Annotated in this window: 16 protein-coding genes; 13 read left to right on the top strand and 3 right to left on the bottom strand. The window is 55.1% G+C overall.

Features of this window, described 5'->3' with window-relative positions:
- Positions 1–24 precede the first annotated feature (24 nt).
- The 3 genes from ACJJIF_RS07935 to ACJJIF_RS07925 all read right to left on the bottom strand — a co-directional run bounded on the left by ACJJIF_RS07935 (position 25) and on the right by ACJJIF_RS07925 (position 2,876).
- Positions 25–684, bottom strand: coding sequence for an HAD family hydrolase (locus ACJJIF_RS07935; protein WP_444931680.1), 660 nt, complete (start codon positions 682–684; stop codon positions 25–27).
- Between the two features lie 12 nt (positions 685–696).
- Positions 697–1,398: a bifunctional 2-polyprenyl-6-hydroxyphenol methylase/3-demethylubiquinol 3-O-methyltransferase UbiG gene (gene ubiG, locus ACJJIF_RS07930; protein WP_444931679.1), complete on the bottom strand. Its 702-nt coding sequence runs from the start codon at positions 1,396–1,398 to the stop codon at positions 697–699.
- Positions 1,399–1,550: 152 nt separating this feature from the next.
- Positions 1,551–2,876, bottom strand: coding sequence for a TRZ/ATZ family hydrolase (locus ACJJIF_RS07925; protein ID WP_444931678.1), 1,326 nt, complete (start codon positions 2,874–2,876; stop codon positions 1,551–1,553).
- 189 nt (positions 2,877–3,065) lie between these two features.
- Between ACJJIF_RS07925 and gyrA the strand changes: the two genes are divergently transcribed.
- The 13 genes from gyrA to ACJJIF_RS07860 all read left to right on the top strand — a co-directional run bounded on the left by gyrA (position 3,066) and on the right by ACJJIF_RS07860 (position 19,391).
- A complete protein-coding gene (gene gyrA / locus ACJJIF_RS07920; RefSeq protein ID WP_444931677.1) occupies positions 3,066–5,627 on the top strand; it encodes a DNA gyrase subunit A in 2,562 nt (853 codons plus the stop codon).
- A 167-nt stretch (positions 5,628–5,794) separates the two neighbouring features.
- Entirely contained in the window at positions 5,795–6,874 is a 1,080-nt protein-coding gene (gene serC / locus ACJJIF_RS07915; RefSeq protein ID WP_444931676.1) for a 3-phosphoserine/phosphohydroxythreonine transaminase, read from the top strand.
- Positions 6,875–6,920: 46 nt separating this feature from the next.
- Complete coding sequence (gene pheA, locus ACJJIF_RS07910; protein WP_444931675.1) at positions 6,921–8,024, top strand: prephenate dehydratase; 1,104 nt, start codon at positions 6,921–6,923, stop codon at positions 8,022–8,024.
- Positions 8,024–10,255, top strand: coding sequence for a bifunctional prephenate dehydrogenase/3-phosphoshikimate 1-carboxyvinyltransferase (locus ACJJIF_RS07905; protein ID WP_444931674.1), 2,232 nt, complete (start codon positions 8,024–8,026; stop codon positions 10,253–10,255). Before pheA ends, ACJJIF_RS07905 begins: the two co-directional genes overlap by 1 nt.
- A gap of 77 nt (positions 10,256–10,332) precedes the next feature.
- Positions 10,333–11,022, top strand: a complete 690-nt coding sequence (cmk, locus tag ACJJIF_RS07900; RefSeq protein ID WP_444931673.1) for a (d)CMP kinase — start codon at positions 10,333–10,335, stop codon at positions 11,020–11,022.
- Between the two features lie 168 nt (positions 11,023–11,190).
- The gene (rpsA, locus tag ACJJIF_RS07895) at positions 11,191–12,870 is read left to right on the top strand and encodes a 30S ribosomal protein S1 (protein ID WP_444931672.1); all 1,680 of its coding nucleotides are present in this window, start codon (positions 11,191–11,193) and stop codon (positions 12,868–12,870) included.
- Between the two features lie 140 nt (positions 12,871–13,010).
- On the top strand, positions 13,011–13,319 hold the full coding sequence (gene ihfB / locus ACJJIF_RS07890) for an integration host factor subunit beta (protein ID WP_444931671.1): 309 nt from the start codon (positions 13,011–13,013) through the stop codon (positions 13,317–13,319).
- Between the two features lie 94 nt (positions 13,320–13,413).
- On the top strand, positions 13,414–13,722 hold the full coding sequence (locus ACJJIF_RS07885) for a lipopolysaccharide assembly protein LapA domain-containing protein (RefSeq protein ID WP_444931670.1): 309 nt from the start codon (positions 13,414–13,416) through the stop codon (positions 13,720–13,722).
- Position 13,723: 1 nt separating this feature from the next.
- Positions 13,724–14,917, top strand: a complete 1,194-nt coding sequence (gene lapB / locus ACJJIF_RS07880) for a lipopolysaccharide assembly protein LapB (protein WP_444931669.1) — start codon at positions 13,724–13,726, stop codon at positions 14,915–14,917.
- 69 nt (positions 14,918–14,986) lie between these two features.
- The gene (gene pyrF, locus ACJJIF_RS07875; protein ID WP_444931668.1) at positions 14,987–15,694 is read left to right on the top strand and encodes an orotidine-5'-phosphate decarboxylase; all 708 of its coding nucleotides are present in this window, start codon (positions 14,987–14,989) and stop codon (positions 15,692–15,694) included.
- Between the two features lie 140 nt (positions 15,695–15,834).
- The gene (locus ACJJIF_RS07870) at positions 15,835–16,143 is read left to right on the top strand and encodes a ComEA family DNA-binding protein (protein ID WP_444931667.1); all 309 of its coding nucleotides are present in this window, start codon (positions 15,835–15,837) and stop codon (positions 16,141–16,143) included.
- A 350-nt stretch (positions 16,144–16,493) separates the two neighbouring features.
- A complete protein-coding gene (locus tag ACJJIF_RS07865; protein WP_444931666.1) occupies positions 16,494–17,384 on the top strand; it encodes an MraY family glycosyltransferase in 891 nt (296 codons plus the stop codon).
- 54 nt (positions 17,385–17,438) lie between these two features.
- Positions 17,439–19,391 carry a polysaccharide biosynthesis protein gene (locus tag ACJJIF_RS07860; protein WP_444931665.1) on the top strand — a complete coding sequence of 651 codons (1,953 nt, stop codon included), beginning with the start codon at positions 17,439–17,441 and terminating at the stop codon, positions 19,389–19,391.
- The last annotated feature ends 28 nt before the right edge of the window (positions 19,392–19,419 follow it).

The raw sequence follows: 19,419 nt of genomic DNA, 5'->3' as shown, positions 1-19,419 counted from the left end.
TAATGCCCAGCGTTACTTCAATTTTCAAAAATAGTGTTGTTGTAGGAGTGGCCAAATCTCGTCGGCGGAATTTACCAGGTGGTCCGCCCCCCAGTCGGCGGGGTTGTCTGTCGAGTCGATATAACCATATCCGCAGGCGATAGTTGGCATACCGGCTTTTTGTCCGGCGATGATATCGCGTTTGTGATCGCCGATATAAACTGCCTCAGCGGGTGTGCATCCAATTTGGCTACAGGCTAAAAACAATGGTTCGGGATCGGGCTTGGATTTACTGACATGGTCTGGACAGATAATCGCGGAGGCGGGTGGCAGGTGGGTAAATGCCTCCATTAATGGTGTTGTATAGAGCTCTGGCTTATTGGTGACAATTCCCCAGGGGAGATTGTTTTCAACCAGGTTGTCGAGCAGGTTTTCGATGCCGGGGAAGGTGGTTGTCTTCTCGGCAAGGTGCGCGAGATAGAGATCCAGCAGTCTCTGGAGCAATTCCGGGAATGCGGGATCACCTTCCACTATATTAAATCCCAGGGTAATTAACGCCCTGGAACCATTGGACACCGTGCCGCGGATTGTCTCGTCGGGCAGTGGTGGCAGTTGTTCCTGTTGGCGCAGTTGATTTAATACAACAATAAAATCCGGTGCTGTATCAAGCAGGGTACCATCCAGGTCAAATAAAACGGCTTTCATTTGGCTGTTCGCTTATTCGGGTTTACTGGCATACATTAGATAATTGACGTCGACATCCCGAGGGTTCAACTTGTAGCTGCGGCTAACTGGGTTGTAAGTCATGCCGGTAATATCGTGAGCTTCCAGAGACTCATCGCGCAGCCAGGCGCCCATTTCTGAGGGGCGGATAAACTTACTGTATTCGTGCGTGCCCTTGGGCAGTAAGCGTAGGACATATTCGGCCCCGACTACGGCAAACAGCCACCCTTTGGGGGTGCGATTGATCGTGGAAAAGAAGAGTTTACCGCCGGGTTTTACCAGTTTTGCACAGGCGCGAATAACAGACGAGGGGTCTGGTACATGTTCGAGCATCTCCAGGCAGGTAACAATATCGAAGCTTTCAGGTGCTTCTTCTGCCAGTTCCTCTACCGCCACTTTGCGATAATTGACACTGACACCACTTTCGAGGGCGTGCAGTTTGGCGACGTTAAGGGGGGCCTCCCCCAGGTCGATACCGGTTACATCGGCCCCTCTTTGCGCCATGGCCTCGGCCAGAATGCCGCCACCGCAGCCCACATCAAGGAGCTTCTTGCCGGCAACTGGAGCGTGCCCGTCGATGTAATTGGCGCGCAGCGGATTGATTTCGTGTAGCGGTTTGAACTCGCCTTCCCTGTCCCACCAGCGGCTGGCAAGTTGCTCAAATTTGGCGATTTCTGAGGGATCTACATTGCTCATGAACTTCTCTGCAAACTCCGTCGCTCGGTAACCGGCATTTTCCAGTGATTGGGCCGGAATCAGAATTTATGGAGCTTCTGAATCGTTCCGTGACGTTTCTGCGGCCGCAAAGGTCCGCAGAGATATTACGGGGTTGTTCGGAGGCTCCTGATCTAGCGTGAATTTCCATTGATTCTATCACGCCACATTTGCGCACGCTGGATAACCTCAGTCTCGTTTAAGGTTTGCAGCTGGCGCTCCTTTAAAAGTTGCCGCCCTGCCACCCAGACGTCGCTGACATTGTGTCCACCGTTGGCATAAATTAGCTGGGATACGGGGTCGTGCAAAGGTTGCTGTTCTAGTCCGCCCAAATGAATGGCCGCGATGTCCGCACTTTTGCCCACTTCCAAGCTGCCAGCGGTGTCTTCAATACCCAGCGCTTTGGCGCCGTTGATAGTCGCCATGCTCAGTGCCTGGTGTGCGGGTAGGGCGGTCGCGTTCCCGCTGACGGCTTTTGCCAGTAGCGCTGCGGTATTGGCTTCGGAGAACAGGTCCTGGGTATTGTTGCTCGCAGCGCCATCGGTACCCAGAGCGACGTTGATGCCCGCTTCCAGCATGTCATAGGTTGGGCAAAAGCCTGAGGCGAGCTTGAGGTTGGAGGAGGGGCAGTGGGAAACGTGAGCGCCACTTGAACTCACTAGCTCAATATCTCGCTGGTTGCTGGCCACCATATGTACACAGAGTGTCTGCGGCCCCAATAATCCCAGGCGGAACAGTCGCTCGGTGGGCCGCTCCCCGGTGGCGCTCAGGGCGCTTTCAACTTCGCCATGGGTTTCGTGGAGGTGCATTTGCACAGGGATCTGCGCCTCGGCAGCGCAGACTGCAATTTTTTCCAGGGTTTTATCGCCCACGGTATAGGGAGCGTGGGGGGCAAATACCACCTCAATACGGTCGTGTGCGCGGTAGTCATCGCGCAGGGCCAACCCTTTGTGCAGCGCTTCATCACTGTTGCGGCTCCAGGGGGTTGGGGCATCCAGCACCGGGAAGGCGATATGAGCCCTGATTCCGCTCTCCCGTGCAGCAATGGCAACAGCTTCCGGGAAGAAATACTGGTCGGAGAAGGTGGTGGTGCCCGAGCGCAGCATCTCGGCAATGGCTTGCCGGCTGCCGTCGGCCGCAAACTGCGGACCCACCCAGCGCTGTTCGGTTGGCCAGATATGCTGTTCCAGCCACTCTTTTAAAGGGCGGTCATCGGCGTAGCCGCGCAATAGGGTCATGGGGGCGTGGTTGTGGGTATTGATCAGCCCGGGGATGAGTGCGTGCTGCCCCAAGTCGACCTCATCTTTTGCCTTAAAGCGCACCGAAGCTTCAGCGGTGGGTACCAGGGCGGAGATTTTGCCCTGCTCTATCGCAAGCGAGCAATTTTCGTACACCTTTTTCTCGGGTACGACCGGGATAATCCAGCGCGCGTGGATCAGGGTATCGACAGTTTGTTGCATCAGCTTTATTGGGTGACTGTTACGGGGGTTTTACTTTAGCCGCAGTCCAAGGGGGCGACAACTGCGGTTTGGACTGTAGTTGGATATCTCCGAGTCCCGCGCCTCCAAATATCTCAAACTATGGTAGAATCGCCCGCTTATCCCGGGCACAGTACGTACGCCCGCGCTATAAAAGGAACGCCGTAAGCCATGGGCGAATTAGCCAAAGAAATCTCTCCGATTAATATCGAAGAAGAACTCAAGCAGTCTTATCTCGACTATGCCATGAGCGTGATTGTCGGGCGCGCACTGCCGGATGTACGCGATGGCCTCAAGCCGGTACACCGCCGCGTGCTCTACGCGATGAGCGAGCTTAAAAACGACTGGAATAAACCGTACAAGAAATCAGCGCGTGTCGTTGGTGACGTAATCGGTAAATACCACCCGCACGGAGACACTGCGGTCTACGACACGATTGTGCGTATGGCTCAGCCCTTCTCTATGCGTTACACCCTGGTCGATGGCCAGGGGAACTTCGGTTCTATCGATGGTGACAGCCCCGCTGCCATGCGATATACCGAGATCCGTATGGACAAGTTGGCCCACGAGCTGCTGTCTGACCTCGATAAAGAAACCGTTAACTTTGTCGATAACTACGACGGTTCCGAGCAGATGCCGGAGGTGTTGCCTTCACGTGTGCCGAACCTCTTGGTCAATGGTTCCTCCGGTATTGCGGTGGGTATGGCCACCAATATCCCGCCCCATAATCTGGGTGAAGTGATCAAGGCTTGCCTGGCGCTGATCGAAAACTCCGAGCTGACTGTCGACGACCTGATGGAGTATATCCCCGGGCCGGACTTCCCCACGGGTGCCATCATCAATGGCCGCGCCGGTATCCTGCTGGCCTACCGCACAGGCCGTGGGCGTATCTATGTGCGCGCCAAGGCGGATGTGATCCGCGATGATAAGACCAATCGCGAAACCATCATCATTACCGAGATTCCCTACCAGCTGAACAAGGCGCGCCTGATTGAGCGTATTGCCGAGCTGGTCAAAGAGAAGAAAATCGAGGGTATCTCCGAGCTGCGCGATGAGTCTGACAAAGACGGTTTGCGCGTGGTGATTGAGCTCAAGCGCGGTGAACTGGGTGATGTGGTTCTGAACAACCTCTATTCCCAGACCCAGCTGGAAAGCGTCTTTGGTATCAATATGGTGGCTCTGGTCGATGGCCAGCCCAAGGTCTTGAACCTCAAAGAGCTGCTCGAGCACTTTATTCGCCACCGCCAGGAAGTGGTTACCCGCCGCACGGTTTACCTGCTGCGCAAAGCCCGCGAGCGCGGCCATATTCTGGAAGGCCTGGCAATTGCCATTGCCAATATCGACCCGGTCATCGAGCTGATCAAATCCTCTGCGACTCCGGCGGATGCCCGCGAGGCACTGCTGGCCAAAGGTTGGCCTGTGGGCAATGTGCAGCAGTTCCTGGAGCGCGCTGGCGCCGATGCTTGCCGCCCGGACGACCTGCCGCAAGAGTTTGGCCTGCGCGACGACGCCTACTACCTGTCGCCAGCTCAGGCTCAAGCCATCCTCGAGCTGCGCCTGCACCGCCTGACCGGTATGGAGCACGACAAACTACTGGCGGAATACCAGGATCGACTGGAGCAGATTGCTGAATACCTGCATATCCTCGGTAGCTTCGAGCGCCTGATGGAAGTGATCCGCGAAGAGTTGGAGCAGCTGTCAAAAGATTTTAACGATGAGCGCCGCACCGATATCGTTGCATCTCGCCAGGACCTGACGGTAGAAGACCTGATTACCCCGGAAGATAAGGTGGTCACCATCTCCCATGGTGGTTACGCCAAGAGCCAGCCGCTGACCGATTACCAGGCCCAGCGCCGTGGGGGCATGGGTAAGTCGGCGACTCAGGTAAAAGATGAGGACTTTGTCGAGCATCTGTTGATCGCCAATTCCCACGACACCATTTTGTGCTTCTCCAATAAGGGCAAGGTGTACTGGCTGAAGGTCTATGAAGTGCCCACCGCTGGCCGTGCTTCCCGTGGCCGCCCGATGGTGAATATGCTACCTCTGGAAGAGGGTGAGCGTATCAGCAGCCTGATGCCGGTATCCGAGTACGATGAGAATCACTTTATTTTCTTCACCACCGCCAACGGCACCGTGAAGAAAACCCCGCTCACCGCCTTTGCCCGCCCCCGCAGTGTCGGATTGCGTGCTATTGAGCTGGAAGAGGGGGATCGCCTGGTTGCCACCGCGATTACCGATGGTGAGCGCGATGTGCTACTGCTCACCAGTGCCGGTAAAGCGGCGCGCTTCTCCGAGTCCAATGTGCGCTCTATGGGGCGTGTTTCCCGCGGTGTTCGCGGCATCCGTATGCAGGAGGGGCAGCAGGTTATCGCTATGGTTATCCCTGAAGAGGGTGGCTCTGTGATGATGGCTACTGAGAATGGTTACGGTAAGCGCACAGCTATCAGCGAATTCCCCACCAAGGGACGCGGTACCCAGGGTGTTATTGCGATCGCGGAGAGTGAACGCAACGGCGCCTTGGTTGGTGCCTGTCAGGTGCACCCAGGTGAGGAGATGATGCTGATCTCCGACCAGGGCACGCTGGTGCGTACCCGTGTTGATGAAGTGTCTGTACTTGGGCGCAACACGCAGGGGGTGCGAGTGATTCGCCTGAAGACTGGCGAGAAGCTGGTTGGTCTCGGTCGCATTGAAGAGACCGAAGATGACGGTGAAGAAAACGGTGGGGAAGAGTGACCCACCGCTCCAGACCACTAAGAAAGGCTGCGTTTATCGCGGCCTTTCTTGCCTTTGGCTCCCATGAAAAACGCTAAAGGCGCGATATCTATCCCCTTGAATGGCAATTTGTGCGTAGGCACATCTAGTTGTATTTGAAACCTTTTTTGTATTGTGGAAATCAGCTCATGAGGAAGTTTAATTTCTGTGCAGGTCCCGCCGCTTTGCCGCAGCCGGTATTGGAGCAGGCGCAAAGGGAGTTGCTCAATTGGCAGGGGCTCGGCTGCTCCGTAATGGAAGTTAGCCACCGCTCTCCAGAGTTTGTTGAGGTCGCTGAGCGGGCCGAGCAGGATCTGCGCGATCTACTCAGTGTGCCGGATAATTACAAAGTGCTATTTCTGCAAGGAGGAGCAACGGGGCAGTTCAGTGCAGTGCCCTGGAATCTTCTCGGTGCCGGCTCTGGCAAAGCTGAATTTATCCATTCCGGCAGCTGGGCCGCCAAAGCGATTAAAGAGGCGCGCCGCTACGGTGAGGTAAATGTGGTCGCCTCCAGTGAAGATCGCAATTTCAGCTATGCACCCGCAGCAGACAGTTGGCAGTCCAGTGGGGATGCGGCCTATTTCCACTATACCCCTAACGAGACGATTGGCGGCGTTGAATTTGGCTATGTGCCGGAAGTGGATTGTCCGCTGGTGGCGGATATGTCTTCGACTATTTTGTCGCAACCGATTGAAGTGGAGAAATTCGGCGTTATCTATGCCGGCGCGCAGAAAAATATTGGTCCCTCGGGGATCGCCGTAGCCCTGATCCGCGACGACCTGCTCGATCGTTCAATGGAGAATATTCCCCGCAGTCTGAGCTGGAAGGTGGCGGCAGAGGCGGGCTCTATGGATAACACTCCGCCCACTTTCGCCTGGTACCTGTCCGGTCTGGTTTTCCAGTGGCTGAAGGATCAAGGGGGTGTTGATGCAATGGCGAAGCAAGCCGATGCTAAATCCAAAATGCTGTACGACTTCCTCGATAATAGTGACTTTTTCTCCAGTCCGGTTGAGCTGGGGAGCCGCTCCCGCATGAATGTTCCCTTTGTGTTGGCCGATGAGCGCTTGGATAAGCAGTTTTTAGTGGAATCGGAGGCGGCAGGTCTGCTGAGCTTAAAGGGGCATCGCTCTGTGGGTGGTATGCGCGCGTCGTTATATAACGCCGTTCCCATGGAGGCAGTGGAAGCCCTGGTGGCATTTATGGCGGATTTCGAAGCGCGCAGGGCCTAAGCGATTAACCCAATACTGATGATTTTTAGAGAAAGTAGATAAACGAATGGCAGAGGAAACTGTGAGTGGCGATCAGCGCCTGCTGGAGCTGCGCAACCAGATCGACGATATTGATGGAGAGATTGCCCGCTTAATCAGCGAGCGGGCCCGCTGCGCCCTGGAGGTTGCAGAGGTCAAGAAAGCCATGGGTGAGGATACCCTCTATTATCGCCCCGAGCGCGAGGCGCAGGTGTTGCGCAAGGCGATGGCGCGCAATAGTGGCCCCCTGACCGATGAAGAGATGGCGCGGCTGTTCCGTGAAATTATGTCGGCCTGTCTCGCCCTGGAGGAGCCTGTCAAGGTGGCCTATCTGGGCCCAGAGGGCACCTTTACCCAGCAGGCGGCGCTGAAACATTTCGGTAATTCTGCGCAGAGTCGCCCGCTGGCGGCCATTGATGAGGTTTTCCGCGAGGTGGAGGCCGGTGCTGTCAGTTACGGCGTTGTGCCGGTGGAGAATTCCACCGAAGGGGTGATTAATCACACCCTGGATAACTTTATGCACTCCAACCTGAGTATCTGCGGTGAAGTGGAGCTGCGCATCCATCACCACCTGATGATTTCAGATGTAACCCGCCCCGAGTCAATTACCCGTATTTACTCCCATGCGCAGAGTTTGGCGCAGTGTCGCAAGTGGCTCGATGCTCACTATCCCAATGTGGAGCGCATCGCGGTTGCCAGCAATGCGGATGCGGCCAAGCGTGTGAAGGGGGAGTGGAATGCCGCTGCAATCGCCGGCGATATGGCTGCGGACCTTTACGGTCTAAAGGTGTTGTCGGAGAAGATTGAAGACAGCCCAGATAATTCCACCCGCTTCCTGATTATCGGTACCCAGCAGGTGCCCGCGAGTGGCGATGACAAGACTTCGTTGATGGTGTCTATGCGCAATGAGCCCGGCGCCCTGCACGATCTTCTGGAGCCATTTCGCCGCTATAGTGTTGATCTCACTCGCGTGGAGACGCGACCCTCTCAGTCTGGCAACTGGACCTACGTGTTCTTTATTGATTTCAGTGGGCACCGCGATACCCAGGGCATTGCCGAGGCATTAAAAGAAGTGGGTGGCTGCGCCTCAGACTTGAAAGTGCTGGGTTCCTACCCTCGCGGAGTGTTGTGATGGCGCAGGCGCAAATTGGCCGGCTGCTGGTTGTTGGAATCGGTCTGATTGGGGGGAGCTTTGCCCTGGCATTGAAAGCTGCCAGGGTTTGCCGGGAGGTTATTGGCGTCGCTCTAGAGGAGAGCGTCTGCGATGAGGCTCGGGCGCTCGGTATTGTCGATCGCGCCAGCACTGATCTGGAGCAGCTGTTGCCGCAGTTGGAGCCCGGCGACTTGGTGTTTGTGGCGGTACCTACACTGGCGGTTGAGTCTGTATTTGTGCAGCTAAAAGAGCACCTGCCGGCAGGGGTTACAGTAACAGATGGCGCCAGTGTCAAAGGTAGCGTGGTGTCGGCTGCGGAAAAAGTCTGGGGCAGTGTCCCAGACTTTTTGGTGCCGGGGCACCCAATTGCCGGCTCTGAGAAAAGTGGTGTCACAGCGGCCAGAGACGACCTTTATCGGGATCACCGCATTATTCTGACACCGCTCGCGAGCACCGGCGCCGCCCACTTGCAGCTTGTGGCGCGGGCGTGGCAGGCTGTGGGGGCGGAGACCCTGATAATGCCGGTGGAGGAGCACGACGAGGTCCTGGCCGCCACTAGCCACCTTCCCCATGTGATTGCTTTCAGTTTGGTGGACACCCTGGCCCACGATGCGGAGAACGAGAATATCTTCCGCTATGCTGCGGGAGGTTTTCGCGATTTTACCCGCATTGCCTCCAGTGATCCGGTTATGTGGCGAGATATTATGCTCGCCAATCGGGATGCCATCTTAAAGTCCATTGACCTATATAGCCTCAACCTCTCCTCTCTGCGCGACGCCATTGCCTCGGGCGATAGTGCTGCCCTGATGGGGGTCTTTACCCGCGCCAAGGCAGCGCGCGATCACTTTACCAAAATGTTGGCAAAACAAGCGTATTCGGAACCTATGCAAAAACAAGAGATTACTTTTATCGTGCAGCCGGGTGAGGCTGTGAGTGGCAAATTGCGGGTGCCGGGAGATAAGTCCATGTCGCACCGCTCCATTATGCTGGGCTCCCTGGCCGAGGGCGTTACCGAGGTTGAGGGTTTCCTGGAGGGGGAGGATGCGCTGGCGACCTTGCAGGCATTTCGCGATATGGGGGTGGTGATCGAAGGGCCGGACAACGGTCGGGTTGTGATTCACGGCGTTGGCCTTAAGGGCTTGCAAGCGCCGCCCGGACCGCTGTATCTCGGCAACTCCGGGACCTCTATGCGCCTGTTGACCGGGTTGCTTGCCGGACAGGATTTTGATGTAACCCTCACCGGTGACGAATCTCTGTCCAAGCGCCCGATGAATCGCGTGGCCAACCCGCTGCGCGAGATGGGGGCGAATATTGAGACTGGCCCCGAGGGGCGCCCGCCGCTGCTGATTAAGGGCGGTAGTGAGCTGAAGGGGATGGATTATGTATTGCCGATGGCCAGTGCTCAGGTGAAATCTGCGGTGCTGCTCGCCGGGCTCTATAGTGAGGGGCACACGTCTACCGTAGAGCCTGCCCCCACGCGCGATCACACCGAGCGCATGTTGCAGGGCTTTGGCTATAAGGTGGAGCGCGAAGGTGCCCGGGCCGAGGTTGTTGGCGGGGGCTCCCTGAAGTCCTGCCGTATCGATGTGCCTGCCGACATTTCGTCAGCGGCATTTTTTATGGTGGCCGCAGCTATTTCTCCCGGTTCCGATATTGTACTGGAGCATGTGGGGATCAATCCAACCCGCGATGGGGTTATCAATATTCTTCGCGCAATGGGTGGTGATATTGAACTGCTGAATATGCGCGAAGTGGGCGGTGAGCCGGTGGCGGATATTCGCGTGCGCTACGCTCCCCTAAAGGGGATTCGCATTCCCGAGGATCAAGTGCCTTTGGCGATTGACGAGTTCCCCGCGCTGTTTGTTGCGGCAGCCTGCGCCGAGGGCGAGACAGTTCTGGTGGGTGCCGAGGAGTTGCGGGTCAAAGAGAGTGATCGCATCCAGGCGATGGCAGATGGTTTGATCGCCCTTGGGGTGAAGGCTGAGCCGACAGCGGACGGTATTGTGATTCAGGGCTGTAAAGAGGGTGCCGTATTTTCTGGGGGTACGGTCGACAGTCTGGGAGATCACCGTATTGCTATGGCATTTGCAGTGGCATCGCTGCGCGCAAAGGATACAATCCGCATCCTTCACTGCGCCAATGTGGCGACCTCATTCCCGAACTTTGCCGAGCTGGCAACGGGTGTGGGCCTGAAATTGCAGTTGGCGTGATATGGGTGTTCAGGTTGGGGTGATTGCGGCTCATTTGCGCGCAGCCACCCCAAAGATGTTGAGTTGTATAGAAGAATATGAGCGATACAAACAGGTTGCCACCGGTAGTTACTATTGATGGCCCCAGTGGTTCGGGTAAAGGGACCATTGCAAAGCTTTTGGCGGATCGGCTGAATTTCACACTGCTGGACTCCGGAGCTCTATACCGGGCTGCAGCTCTGGCTGCGCTCAATAAGGAGGTTGACCTCTCCAGTGACAAGTTGTTGACCGAATTGGCGAAAGACCTCGATGTGCGCTTTAGCGTGAGCGCTGGCCAATTGCAGGTGTGGCTGGAAGGGAATGATGTGACTACGGATATCCGTATGGAGCGGGTCGGCATGGCGGCCTCCAAGGTCGCGGCTATCCCCGGTGTGCGGGCAGCGTTGTTGCAGCGCCAGCGGGACTTCCGCCAGGCCCCGGGTCTGGTGGCCGATGGGCGGGATATGGGCACTACGGTGTTTCCCGATGCGCCGGTTAAGGTCTATCTCACCGCCAGCGCCGAGGAGCGCGCTAACCGGCGCTTCGCTCAGTTGCAGGAGAAGGGGGTTTCTGTTAGCCTCCGCGACCTGCTGGAGGACATCCGTGCCCGAGATGCACAGGATATGAATAGAAAAGCCTCCCCCCTGGCTCCCGCTGAGGATGCGGTTGAGCTGGATAGTACCGGGGTGAGCATCGATGAAGTCCTCCAAAAAGTGCTCGATTTGGTTCAGGGTCGTATTTCATCCTGAAGTTCGGGCAGTAAATAGTTTTCTAACGACAGCGGCCGGGATCAGCCAGAATCGCCCGGCCACTGTCGTAATCCGACCCGCGTGCTGGCAGCGCGGTTGGGGTCGCGGCTGGCGGTTGACTAGACTTAACAGTTACCAACGGCTGGACCCAGCACTATAGGTAATGTAATGAGCGAGAGCTTTGCTGATCTATTTGAAGAGAGCCTGAAAAGCGTTGAAATGGCACCGGGCGCAATTGTTACTGGTGTTGTAATCGACGTAGATAAAGACTGGGTTACCGTTCACGCGGGCCTGAAGTCTGAAGGCGTTATCCCTGCTGCACAGTTCGCCAACGATAAAGGCGAAGTTGAGCTGCAGGTGGGCGACGAAGTGCAGGTTGCCCTGGAAGCTGTAGAAGACGGTTTCGGTGAAACCCGTCTGTCCCGCGAAAAAGCCAAGCGCGCTGAAGCCTGGAAAATCCTCGACGCAGCTCACGCAGCTGACGAAGTGGTTAAAGGTGTTATCAGCGGTAAGGTTAAAGGTGGCTTTACTGTTGATGTTGCCAATATCCGTGCGTTCCTGCCCGGCTCTCTGGTTGACGTTCGTCCGGTTCGCGACACCGCGCACCTGGAAGGTAAAGAGCTCGAGTTCAAAGTTATCAAGCTGGACTCCAAGCGCAACAACGTAGTTGTTTCCCGCCGCGCCGTTATGGAAGCTGCCACCTCCGAAGAGCGTGAAGCTCTGCTGGAAAGCCTGCAGGAAGGCATGAGCGTCAAGGGTATCGTGAAGAACCTGACCGACTACGGTGCTTTCGTAGACCTGGGCGGCATCGACGGCCTGCTGCACATCACCGATATGGCTTGGAAGCGCATCAAGCATCCGAGCGAGATCGTGAACGTTGGCGACGAGATCGAAGTAAAAGTACTGAAGTTCGACCGCGAGCGCAGCCGTGTATCCCTGGGCCTGAAGCAGTTGGGCGAAGATCCTTGGGTATCCATCAAGCAGCGTTACCCAGAGAACAGCCGCGTGAAGGCGGTTGTAACCAACCTGACCGACTACGGCTGCTTTGCCGAGCTGGAAGAAGGTGTGGAAGGTCTGGTACACGTTTCCGAAATGGATTGGACCAACAAGAACATCCACCCGTCCAAAGTTGTCCAGGTTGGCGACGAGGTAGAGGTGATGATCCTGGATATCGACGAAGAGCGTCGTCGTATCTCCCTGGGTATCAAGCAGTGTCAAGAAAATCCGTGGGATGCCTTCGCGCGTAAATTCGCTAAGGGCGACAAGATCTCCGGTAAGATCAAGTCCATCACTGACTTCGGTATCTTCATCGGTCTCGACGGCAGCATCGACGGTCTGGTTCACTTGTCCGACATCTCCTGGAACGAAGCTGGCGAAGAAGCTGTTCGCAAGTTCAAGAAAGGCGACGAAATCGAGACTGTTATCCTGGGTATCGATTCCGAGCGCGAGCGCATCTCCCTGGGCATCAAGCAGTTGGAGTCCGATCCGTTCTCTGACTACGTTACCACCAGCGATCGCGGCAGCATCGTTGTAGGTACTGTTAAGGAAGTTGACGCTAAGCAAGCCATCATCACCCTGGCGGATGAAGTAGAAGGCGTACTGCGCGCTTCTGAAATCAGCCGCGACAAGGTTGAAGATGCTCGCAACGTTCTGAAAGAAGGCGAAGAGCTAGAAGCTAAGATCACCAGCGTGGATCGCAAGAATCGCGTGATCAGCCTGTCTATCAAAGCCAAAGACCAGGACGACGAGAAGCAAGCTATCAAGGATCACAGCAAGAAGCAGTCTGAGCAAGTTCAGCCCGCTACTATCGGTGACCTGATCAAGGCGCAAATGAACAGCAAAGACTAAGAGTTTTTGAAGTTCACCGCTCCGAGTCTTCTGCTTGGAGCGACCTGAAAGCCGGACTGGGGTTGCCCAGTCCGGCTTTCTATTAGATGATTGGTGCTCTACTCCAGAATAATCAATGACTTACAAAGGTTGCGGAGCACATGACCAAGTCCGAACTGATCGAAAGGATTGCGTTGAGGTTGGATGAGCTGCCAGTTAAGGAGGTAGAGCTGGCGGTAAAAGTGGTACTCGATACTATGTCAGATGCCCTGTCCCAGGGTGAGCGTATAGAAATACGCGGTTTTGGTAGTTTCTCTCTTCACTACCGAGCCCCGCGCACAGGCCGCAACCCCAAAACGGGAGATGCGGTTGATCTCGCTGGGAAGTACGTCCCTCATTTCAAACCAGGTAAAGAATTGCGCGACAGAGTGAATCGAAGTATGCACGATGAGGTGAGTATCGAAGTATGATGGCACCCTCTGGCGGCAGCACAAATACTGTTTTTAGTTGGGATAAGCTTCGTCGTTAATCGATAAGGTTATTTTGTGGAACGTGGAGGTTCCCTTGTCATTTTTGCGTTGGTTGATACGCATCGTCTATGGGGTTGTTGCCCTGCTTTGTGTCGCTTTGGGAATCTATTTCGCAGTTGCCAACCCGGAGACTATCGCGCCGAATATCGTGGGCTACCCACTGCCGGAGGGTAGTGTCGGTTTTTGGTTGATTGGTTTTTTACTGCTGGGTTTGCTGTTGGGCTTTATCGTGAGCCTGTTGCCTGTTTATGCCAAACGCCGTCAAGTGAAGGTGCTCGAGAAGCAGTTGGAGAAGATGGAGCGGGAGCTGCGCTCCGCCCACCGCAAGGTTTCTGGAGACTGATTTGCTCGATTTTACCTATTTCTTTTTTCTGCTTGCGGCAATCGCGATTGGCTGGGTGCTGGGGCGGGGAAGTGCCAAAAAGAAAGTGGCGGATTATGGTGAGCAAGAGCATGCGCTGGTGCGGTCTTATGCTCAGGGCCTGAATTATTTGCTGAGCGAGCGCCATGATGACACCATCGATAAATTTATCGGCTCCCTGGAGGTAAGTCAGGCGACTTTTGACACCCACCTGGCTCTGGGAAGCTTGTTGCGCAGAAGGGGGGAGTACGACCAGGCCATCCGCGTCCATCAAAACCTGCTTGGGCGTCCCAGTTTATCCAGGGTCAGTCAAAATAAAGCCCAGTTTGAACTCGCTTGCGACTATATTTCTGCGGGTTGGTTAGATAGGGCTGAGCGCTTATTGCAGGAGCTGGTTGAGACCTCCCAGGAATTAAAGGCCATAAGCCTGGAGCGCCTAATTGAGGTTTACCGGGACGAGAGGGAGTGGGCCAAGGCGATTCACGCGGTCAACTTGTTGCACGGGCGCAGATTTAAACGCTTGTCGGCTGACTGGGCACCGGTTCAGGCACACTTTTGCTGTGAGCTAGCGGAAGAGTCTATGGCGACAAAGGACTATCTCAGCGCGAGAAAGCATATCGACTCTGCTCTGAGTTACGAGCGCGATTCGGTGCGCACAAATTTACTGTGGGGGCGCCTGGAATATCTGCTTGGCAAGCCCAAAGAGGCGATTAAGGTATTGCAGCGGATTCCCAAGCAGAGTCCGGATTATATCCCTGAAATTTTAGAGCTGCTGATCACCTGCTACGGGGATTTGGGCGATGGCAAAGGGTTGGACCGCTACCTGGAGTCCCTTTTAAGAGAGTACCCTTCCAATAGTGTATTGATTGCCTTGGCCGAACGCATCCAGGAGCAGGATAGCGAGGCGGCAGCGGCGGCATTTATGGGGAGGCAGTTGGCGCTGCGCCCCTCTCTAAGGGGCTTGGGGCGCTTTCTCGACCTTCATATAGATAGTACTGAGGGTAGGGCAAGGGAAAATCTCTCCCTGCTCAAAACATTAATCGACCAGCTAATAGCGAGTCGTCCTCACTACCGCTGTAGCAACTGCGGGTTTTCTGGTAATCAGCTGCACTGGTTGTGCCCAAGTTGTAAGCACTGGGACTCGGTGCGTTCCGTTAAGGGTATTGAGGGCGAGTAAAGTAACTGCTGTCCCGTTCGCCAGTTCCGCTGGTTGGTCGGGATGGCTTTAAAATGAATGAGGTATTTCTTGCAATCTAAAGTTTCTTCTCCGGTTATCGTTGCTCTCGATTACGACAATGCTGAGTCTGCGCTGGCTATGGCCGATCAGCTCGACCCGTCTCTGTGTCGGGTCAAGGTCGGTAAAGAATTGTTTACAGCAGCTGGTCCGGACCTGGTGAAAACCCTGGTTGACCGAGGGTTTCAAGTATTTCTCGATCTTAAATTTCACGATATTCCCAATACCGTTGCCAAGGCGGTGAAAGCGGCTGCGAAACTGGGCGTTTGGATGGTTAACGTTCACGCAAGTGGCGGTGAGCGGATGATGTCGGCAGCAGCTGAGGCCTTGCAGGAATTTGGTGAGGACAAGCCTCTATTGATTGCGGTTACCGTATTGACCAGTACAACCGCTGAGGAGCTGGCCGCAGTAGGTGTGGCAGCTCCGCTGGAAAAGCAGGTGTTACACCTGGCCTCTCAGGCTAAATCCTGCGGGTTGGACGGAGTGGTCTGTTCTGCGCGTGAAGCGCAAATGTTGCGCAGTGAGTGTGGTGCCGGCTTTTCTTTGGTGACACCGGGGATACGTCCGGCGGGTGCCGATGCCGGGGATCAGCGACGCACACTGACGCCTGCTGAAGCGCTGGCGCAGGGGTCTGACTATCTGGTTATAGGTCGCCCCATCACCGCTGCGCCTGAGCCTTTGCTGGCGCTGAAGTCAATTTTGGCTGAATTGACAGCTTAGAATGGTTTCTTGCTTCGCAACTTGTAATGCGGTGTAATTAGGCTCGAGCCGACAAAAAGCTGCCTATTGGTATCATGGTGTGGCTTGGGGGAGGTAATTGCAGTCCCAAAGTGAAACTGATAATTCACTGGGAGTTAACCATGAGATTGACCTACCGATTGCTTTCTGTTGTTTTCGCATTAGCTTTTTCGCTGCTTCTGAACCCCTCTGTGTATGCGGGGGAGTCAGAAAGTGTTGATGTCAAAGAGGTGCTGTTGTCAGTCAATATCAACAGCGCTTCAGTCGCCGAGCTTGCCGAGAAGTTGGATGGCATTGGCGAGGCGCGGGCACAATTGATAATCGAATATCGCGAAGAGCACGGCCCATTCACCTCTGTAGAGCAGTTGTTGAACGTCAAGGGAATAGGTGCGGCAACCCTGGATAAAAACAGGGATGTGATTCGGCTCTAAAGGTTTACGGGTCCCGACTGGTGGGTTTTTGACGGCCTCCAGTCGGGGTTTGAGCTGATAAATAAGAGTGCCGTGATAGATGAATTCCCCTGGTGTCGCCCAGTTGTTAGCCCCGCTAAAGTGCAAAATTCAGATTGCACCAACTATAAAGCCTGCCATTTATTGTGTTCCACCTCTAATACCGACTTCCCTTGATGATTGACGAGTATCTATTGCCAGGGAAGTTTTTTAAATTTTCCTGTAGGATTCGTAGAATTTTTTAGTGACCCTGTTCGCAAATGGGGTTTTTTTGCCTATTTTCGGCTAAAAAAAGGCGTTGGTTTGACTGGAAACAGTAAAGGGGTGGCGAGTTGAGTGGTGTAGCTTGGGAGTGGGTGATCCCGCTATTAATCGCGGCAGCAACCAGCTATGGCGCTACGTCGATGTTTGTTGTAAGAATGCGCAATTTTGCGCTGGATGTGCCAAATAACCGCTCGATGCACTCGGTCCCGGTGCCTCGTACCGGGGGGTGGGCGCTTTTGTTGGGGTGCCTGGTTGCGATAGTGCTGGGTCCGCTGGAGTTGCCGCTGTTGGTGGCGGCCGCCTTTGTGCTGCTGCTGGGGGTATCCGCACTGGATGACCTGAGAGATGTAGCTATACGCTATCGCTTTTCAGTCCATTTTTTGGCCGTGATTTTGCTGCTATTCGCACTACCTGAAAGGCTGGATTGGTGGGTCTATCCAATAGTCACTTTGGCGGGAGTCTGGGTTGTCAATCTGTATAACTTTATGGACGGCATGGACGGCCTGGCGGGGACAATGGCCCTTGTTGGCTTCTCCTCTCTGGGAGTGATCTGCGCTTTAAATGGCGATATAGAGCTGGCTTGGTTCTGTGCGGTGGTTGCTGTTTGTGCGTCGGTATTTCTGATTTTTAACTGGCCGCCAGCGAAGATTTTTTTGGGTGATGCCGGGTCGACAGGTATCGGTTTGGCGGTGGTGGCTGTCAGTCTATTTGGCTGGCGACGCGGGGCGTTTGAGTTTTGGATGCCGGTGGTTATATTTGCACCATTTTGGCTGGATGCCAGCTATACGCTACTGAAAAGGATGGTGACTGGCCAGCGTTGGTGGGAGGCTCACCGGCAGCACTTCTATCAGAGGTGCGCAATTCAAATTGGAGTAAGGAAAGCGCTCATTTTACAGTTGGGTGCAATGATGCTCTGTTCTTTAGTGGTGGTTGTTGTTGCCATATTTGGGAGGGCCTGAGCTGCCTTTATTGAGGGTGGCTCCGGGTTTGCTTGGTAGATTTCGGGGAGTCGTGTGACAAGAGTTTGGCGAAGTGTAAAGAGGGCCCATAAGCCGGTGTTGATGTTGGCGTTTGATATGCTGATGTTGAGTTTGGCTTTTCTGCTGGCTATGACAATTCGGCTCAATAATGTCGCACAATTCCTTGAGTGGCGAATGTTTGCTTGTCTGGCGTTAACGCTTGGCGCCACCAGCTTTATTTTTCTCCGGCTCGGCCTGTATCGGACCATTATTCGCTATATGGGGCAAAAGGCGATTATTGCTGTCCTGCAGGGGGTGACGCTCTCTGCGGTGATGTTGGGCCTCTTTTCTTACCTGACTACAGCTGGGGTTCCCCGCTCGGTTCCAGTTATCTATTGGTGTTTTGCTTTTATCACCGTAGGGGGGTCCCGCTGGCTGGTTCGACTTTACTACCAGGCGGCGCTGGAAATCCACAAGACCCGGGTGGCGATTTACGGTGCCGGTACTGCCGGTTTGCAAATGTATAAGGCGCTGGTTCACGGGCAGCTGTATAAGCCTGTTGCCTTTTTTGATGATAACGCCTCCAAGCAGAAGACCTTTATTGATGGGCTGCTGGTATACAACCCCGCAGACATACTGGAGGTTGTCGCCGGGAAGGATATTGCGGAGGTTATCCTGGCTATGCCCGGGGTGCCCCGGCGGCGTCGCAAGGAGATAGCCCGCTCTCTCAGGCAGCGCGGTTTGGTGGTTAAGGCAATCCCGGGCGTGGAGGAGCTGCTCGATGGAGTTGGTCGCACGAAGGATGTGTCGCAAACCTATGAGAATATCCTGGGGCGCGCCCCGGTTGAGCCGCAGAAAGAGCTTGTTGCCGGTTCTATCAGTGGCAAAGTGGTGTTGGTTACCGGTGCTGGAGGGTCTATCGGGTCTGAGTTGTGTCGACAGATATCGCAGTGGCAGCCCGCCAGGCTCGTTGTTGTTGAATCCTCCGAGTACGCCCTCTATCAGATTGAGCGGGAGCTGTGCCAGCAGCAGCAGGATGACGGGGTGCGCTTTGAAGTAACCGCACTGCTCGGCGATGTGCGCAATACCGGGCGCATGGCGGAAATAATTCAGGGTTTCTCGGTGCAGACTATCTACCATGCGGCCGCCTACAAGCATGTGCCGCTGGTTGAGCAGAATGTCGTTGTCGGCGCAGAGAATAATGTGCTGGGCACGCTGTCTGTGCTTGAGGCCGCTGAGCGGCATGGGGTTGAGCAGTTTGTGCTTATTTCGACGGACAAAGCCGTTCGGCCGACCAATGTGATGGGAGCCACAAAAAGATTTGCCGAGTTGATTTGCCAGGATTTTGGTCGCCGCTTTAACAAGATGCGCGTTTGCATGGTCAGATTCGGCAACGTTATCGGCTCCTCCGGTTCGGTAATCCCGCTGTTTACCGATCAGATCAACGCCGGCGGCCCGGTGACGGTAACCCACTCAAAGGTAACTCGTTACTTTATGACGATTCCCGAGGCGGCTCAGCTGGTGTTGCAGGTCGGCAGCATGGGGCGCAAAGGGGATGTATTTGTGCTCGATATGGGCGAGCCGGTACGTATCTACGATTTGGCCGAGCGCTTGATTCGCCTGATGGGGCATACCGTCAAGGATGAAGAGAACCCCGATGGTGATATTGAGATTCAGTTGACCGGCTTGCGGCCCGGGGAGAAGCTGTACGAGGAGTTGTTGTTGGGGGATAACGTGCTGGGCACGGATCACCCCATGATTATGCGCGCCGAAGAAGAGCGCCTCGACAGCGAGGTCTTGCACCTTCTAATCTCAGAGCTCAGGGATGCATGTATATCCCATGATTGTGAGCAGGTCCGCAGGATTTTGTGCCGAGCGGTGGGGGGATATGCTCCTAAGCAGGGTCTGGTTGATGCCGTCTGGTCACAACAGGGGCGGATACGCAAAGAGAAAGGTGTGGCCACTATTGAGAGGCTGCCCCTGGCTGGGGAGGTTATTTCTCGCTAGGGGATTATTTTTCGCGGTCACCCAGTAG

This window comes from Microbulbifer regidiadema (SeqCode) (genome assembly GCF_052467605.1).
This window is presented reverse-complemented; position numbering and strand designations above follow the sequence as displayed.

Coding starts and splice junctions, on each gene's coding strand:
- serC (WP_444931676.1), top strand. CDS start 5,795: ATGAGGAAGTTTAATTTCTGTGCAGGTCCCGCCGCTTTGCCGCAGCCG.
- ACJJIF_RS07905 (WP_444931674.1), top strand. CDS start 8,024: ATGGCGCAGGCGCAAATTGGCCGGCTGCTGGTTGTTGGAATCGGTCTG.
- rpsA (WP_444931672.1), top strand. CDS start 11,191: ATGAGCGAGAGCTTTGCTGATCTATTTGAAGAGAGCCTGAAAAGCGTT.
- ihfB (WP_444931671.1), top strand. CDS start 13,011: ATGACCAAGTCCGAACTGATCGAAAGGATTGCGTTGAGGTTGGATGAG.
- ubiG (WP_444931679.1), bottom strand. CDS start 1,398: ATGAGCAATGTAGATCCCTCAGAAATCGCCAAATTTGAGCAACTTGCC.
- cmk (WP_444931673.1), top strand. CDS start 10,333: ATGAGCGATACAAACAGGTTGCCACCGGTAGTTACTATTGATGGCCCC.
- pheA (WP_444931675.1), top strand. CDS start 6,921: ATGGCAGAGGAAACTGTGAGTGGCGATCAGCGCCTGCTGGAGCTGCGC.
- ACJJIF_RS07935 (WP_444931680.1), bottom strand. CDS start 684: ATGAAAGCCGTTTTATTTGACCTGGATGGTACCCTGCTTGATACAGCA.
- gyrA (WP_444931677.1), top strand. CDS start 3,066: ATGGGCGAATTAGCCAAAGAAATCTCTCCGATTAATATCGAAGAAGAA.
- ACJJIF_RS07870 (WP_444931667.1), top strand. CDS start 15,835: ATGAGATTGACCTACCGATTGCTTTCTGTTGTTTTCGCATTAGCTTTT.
- ACJJIF_RS07925 (WP_444931678.1), bottom strand. CDS start 2,876: ATGCAACAAACTGTCGATACCCTGATCCACGCGCGCTGGATTATCCCG.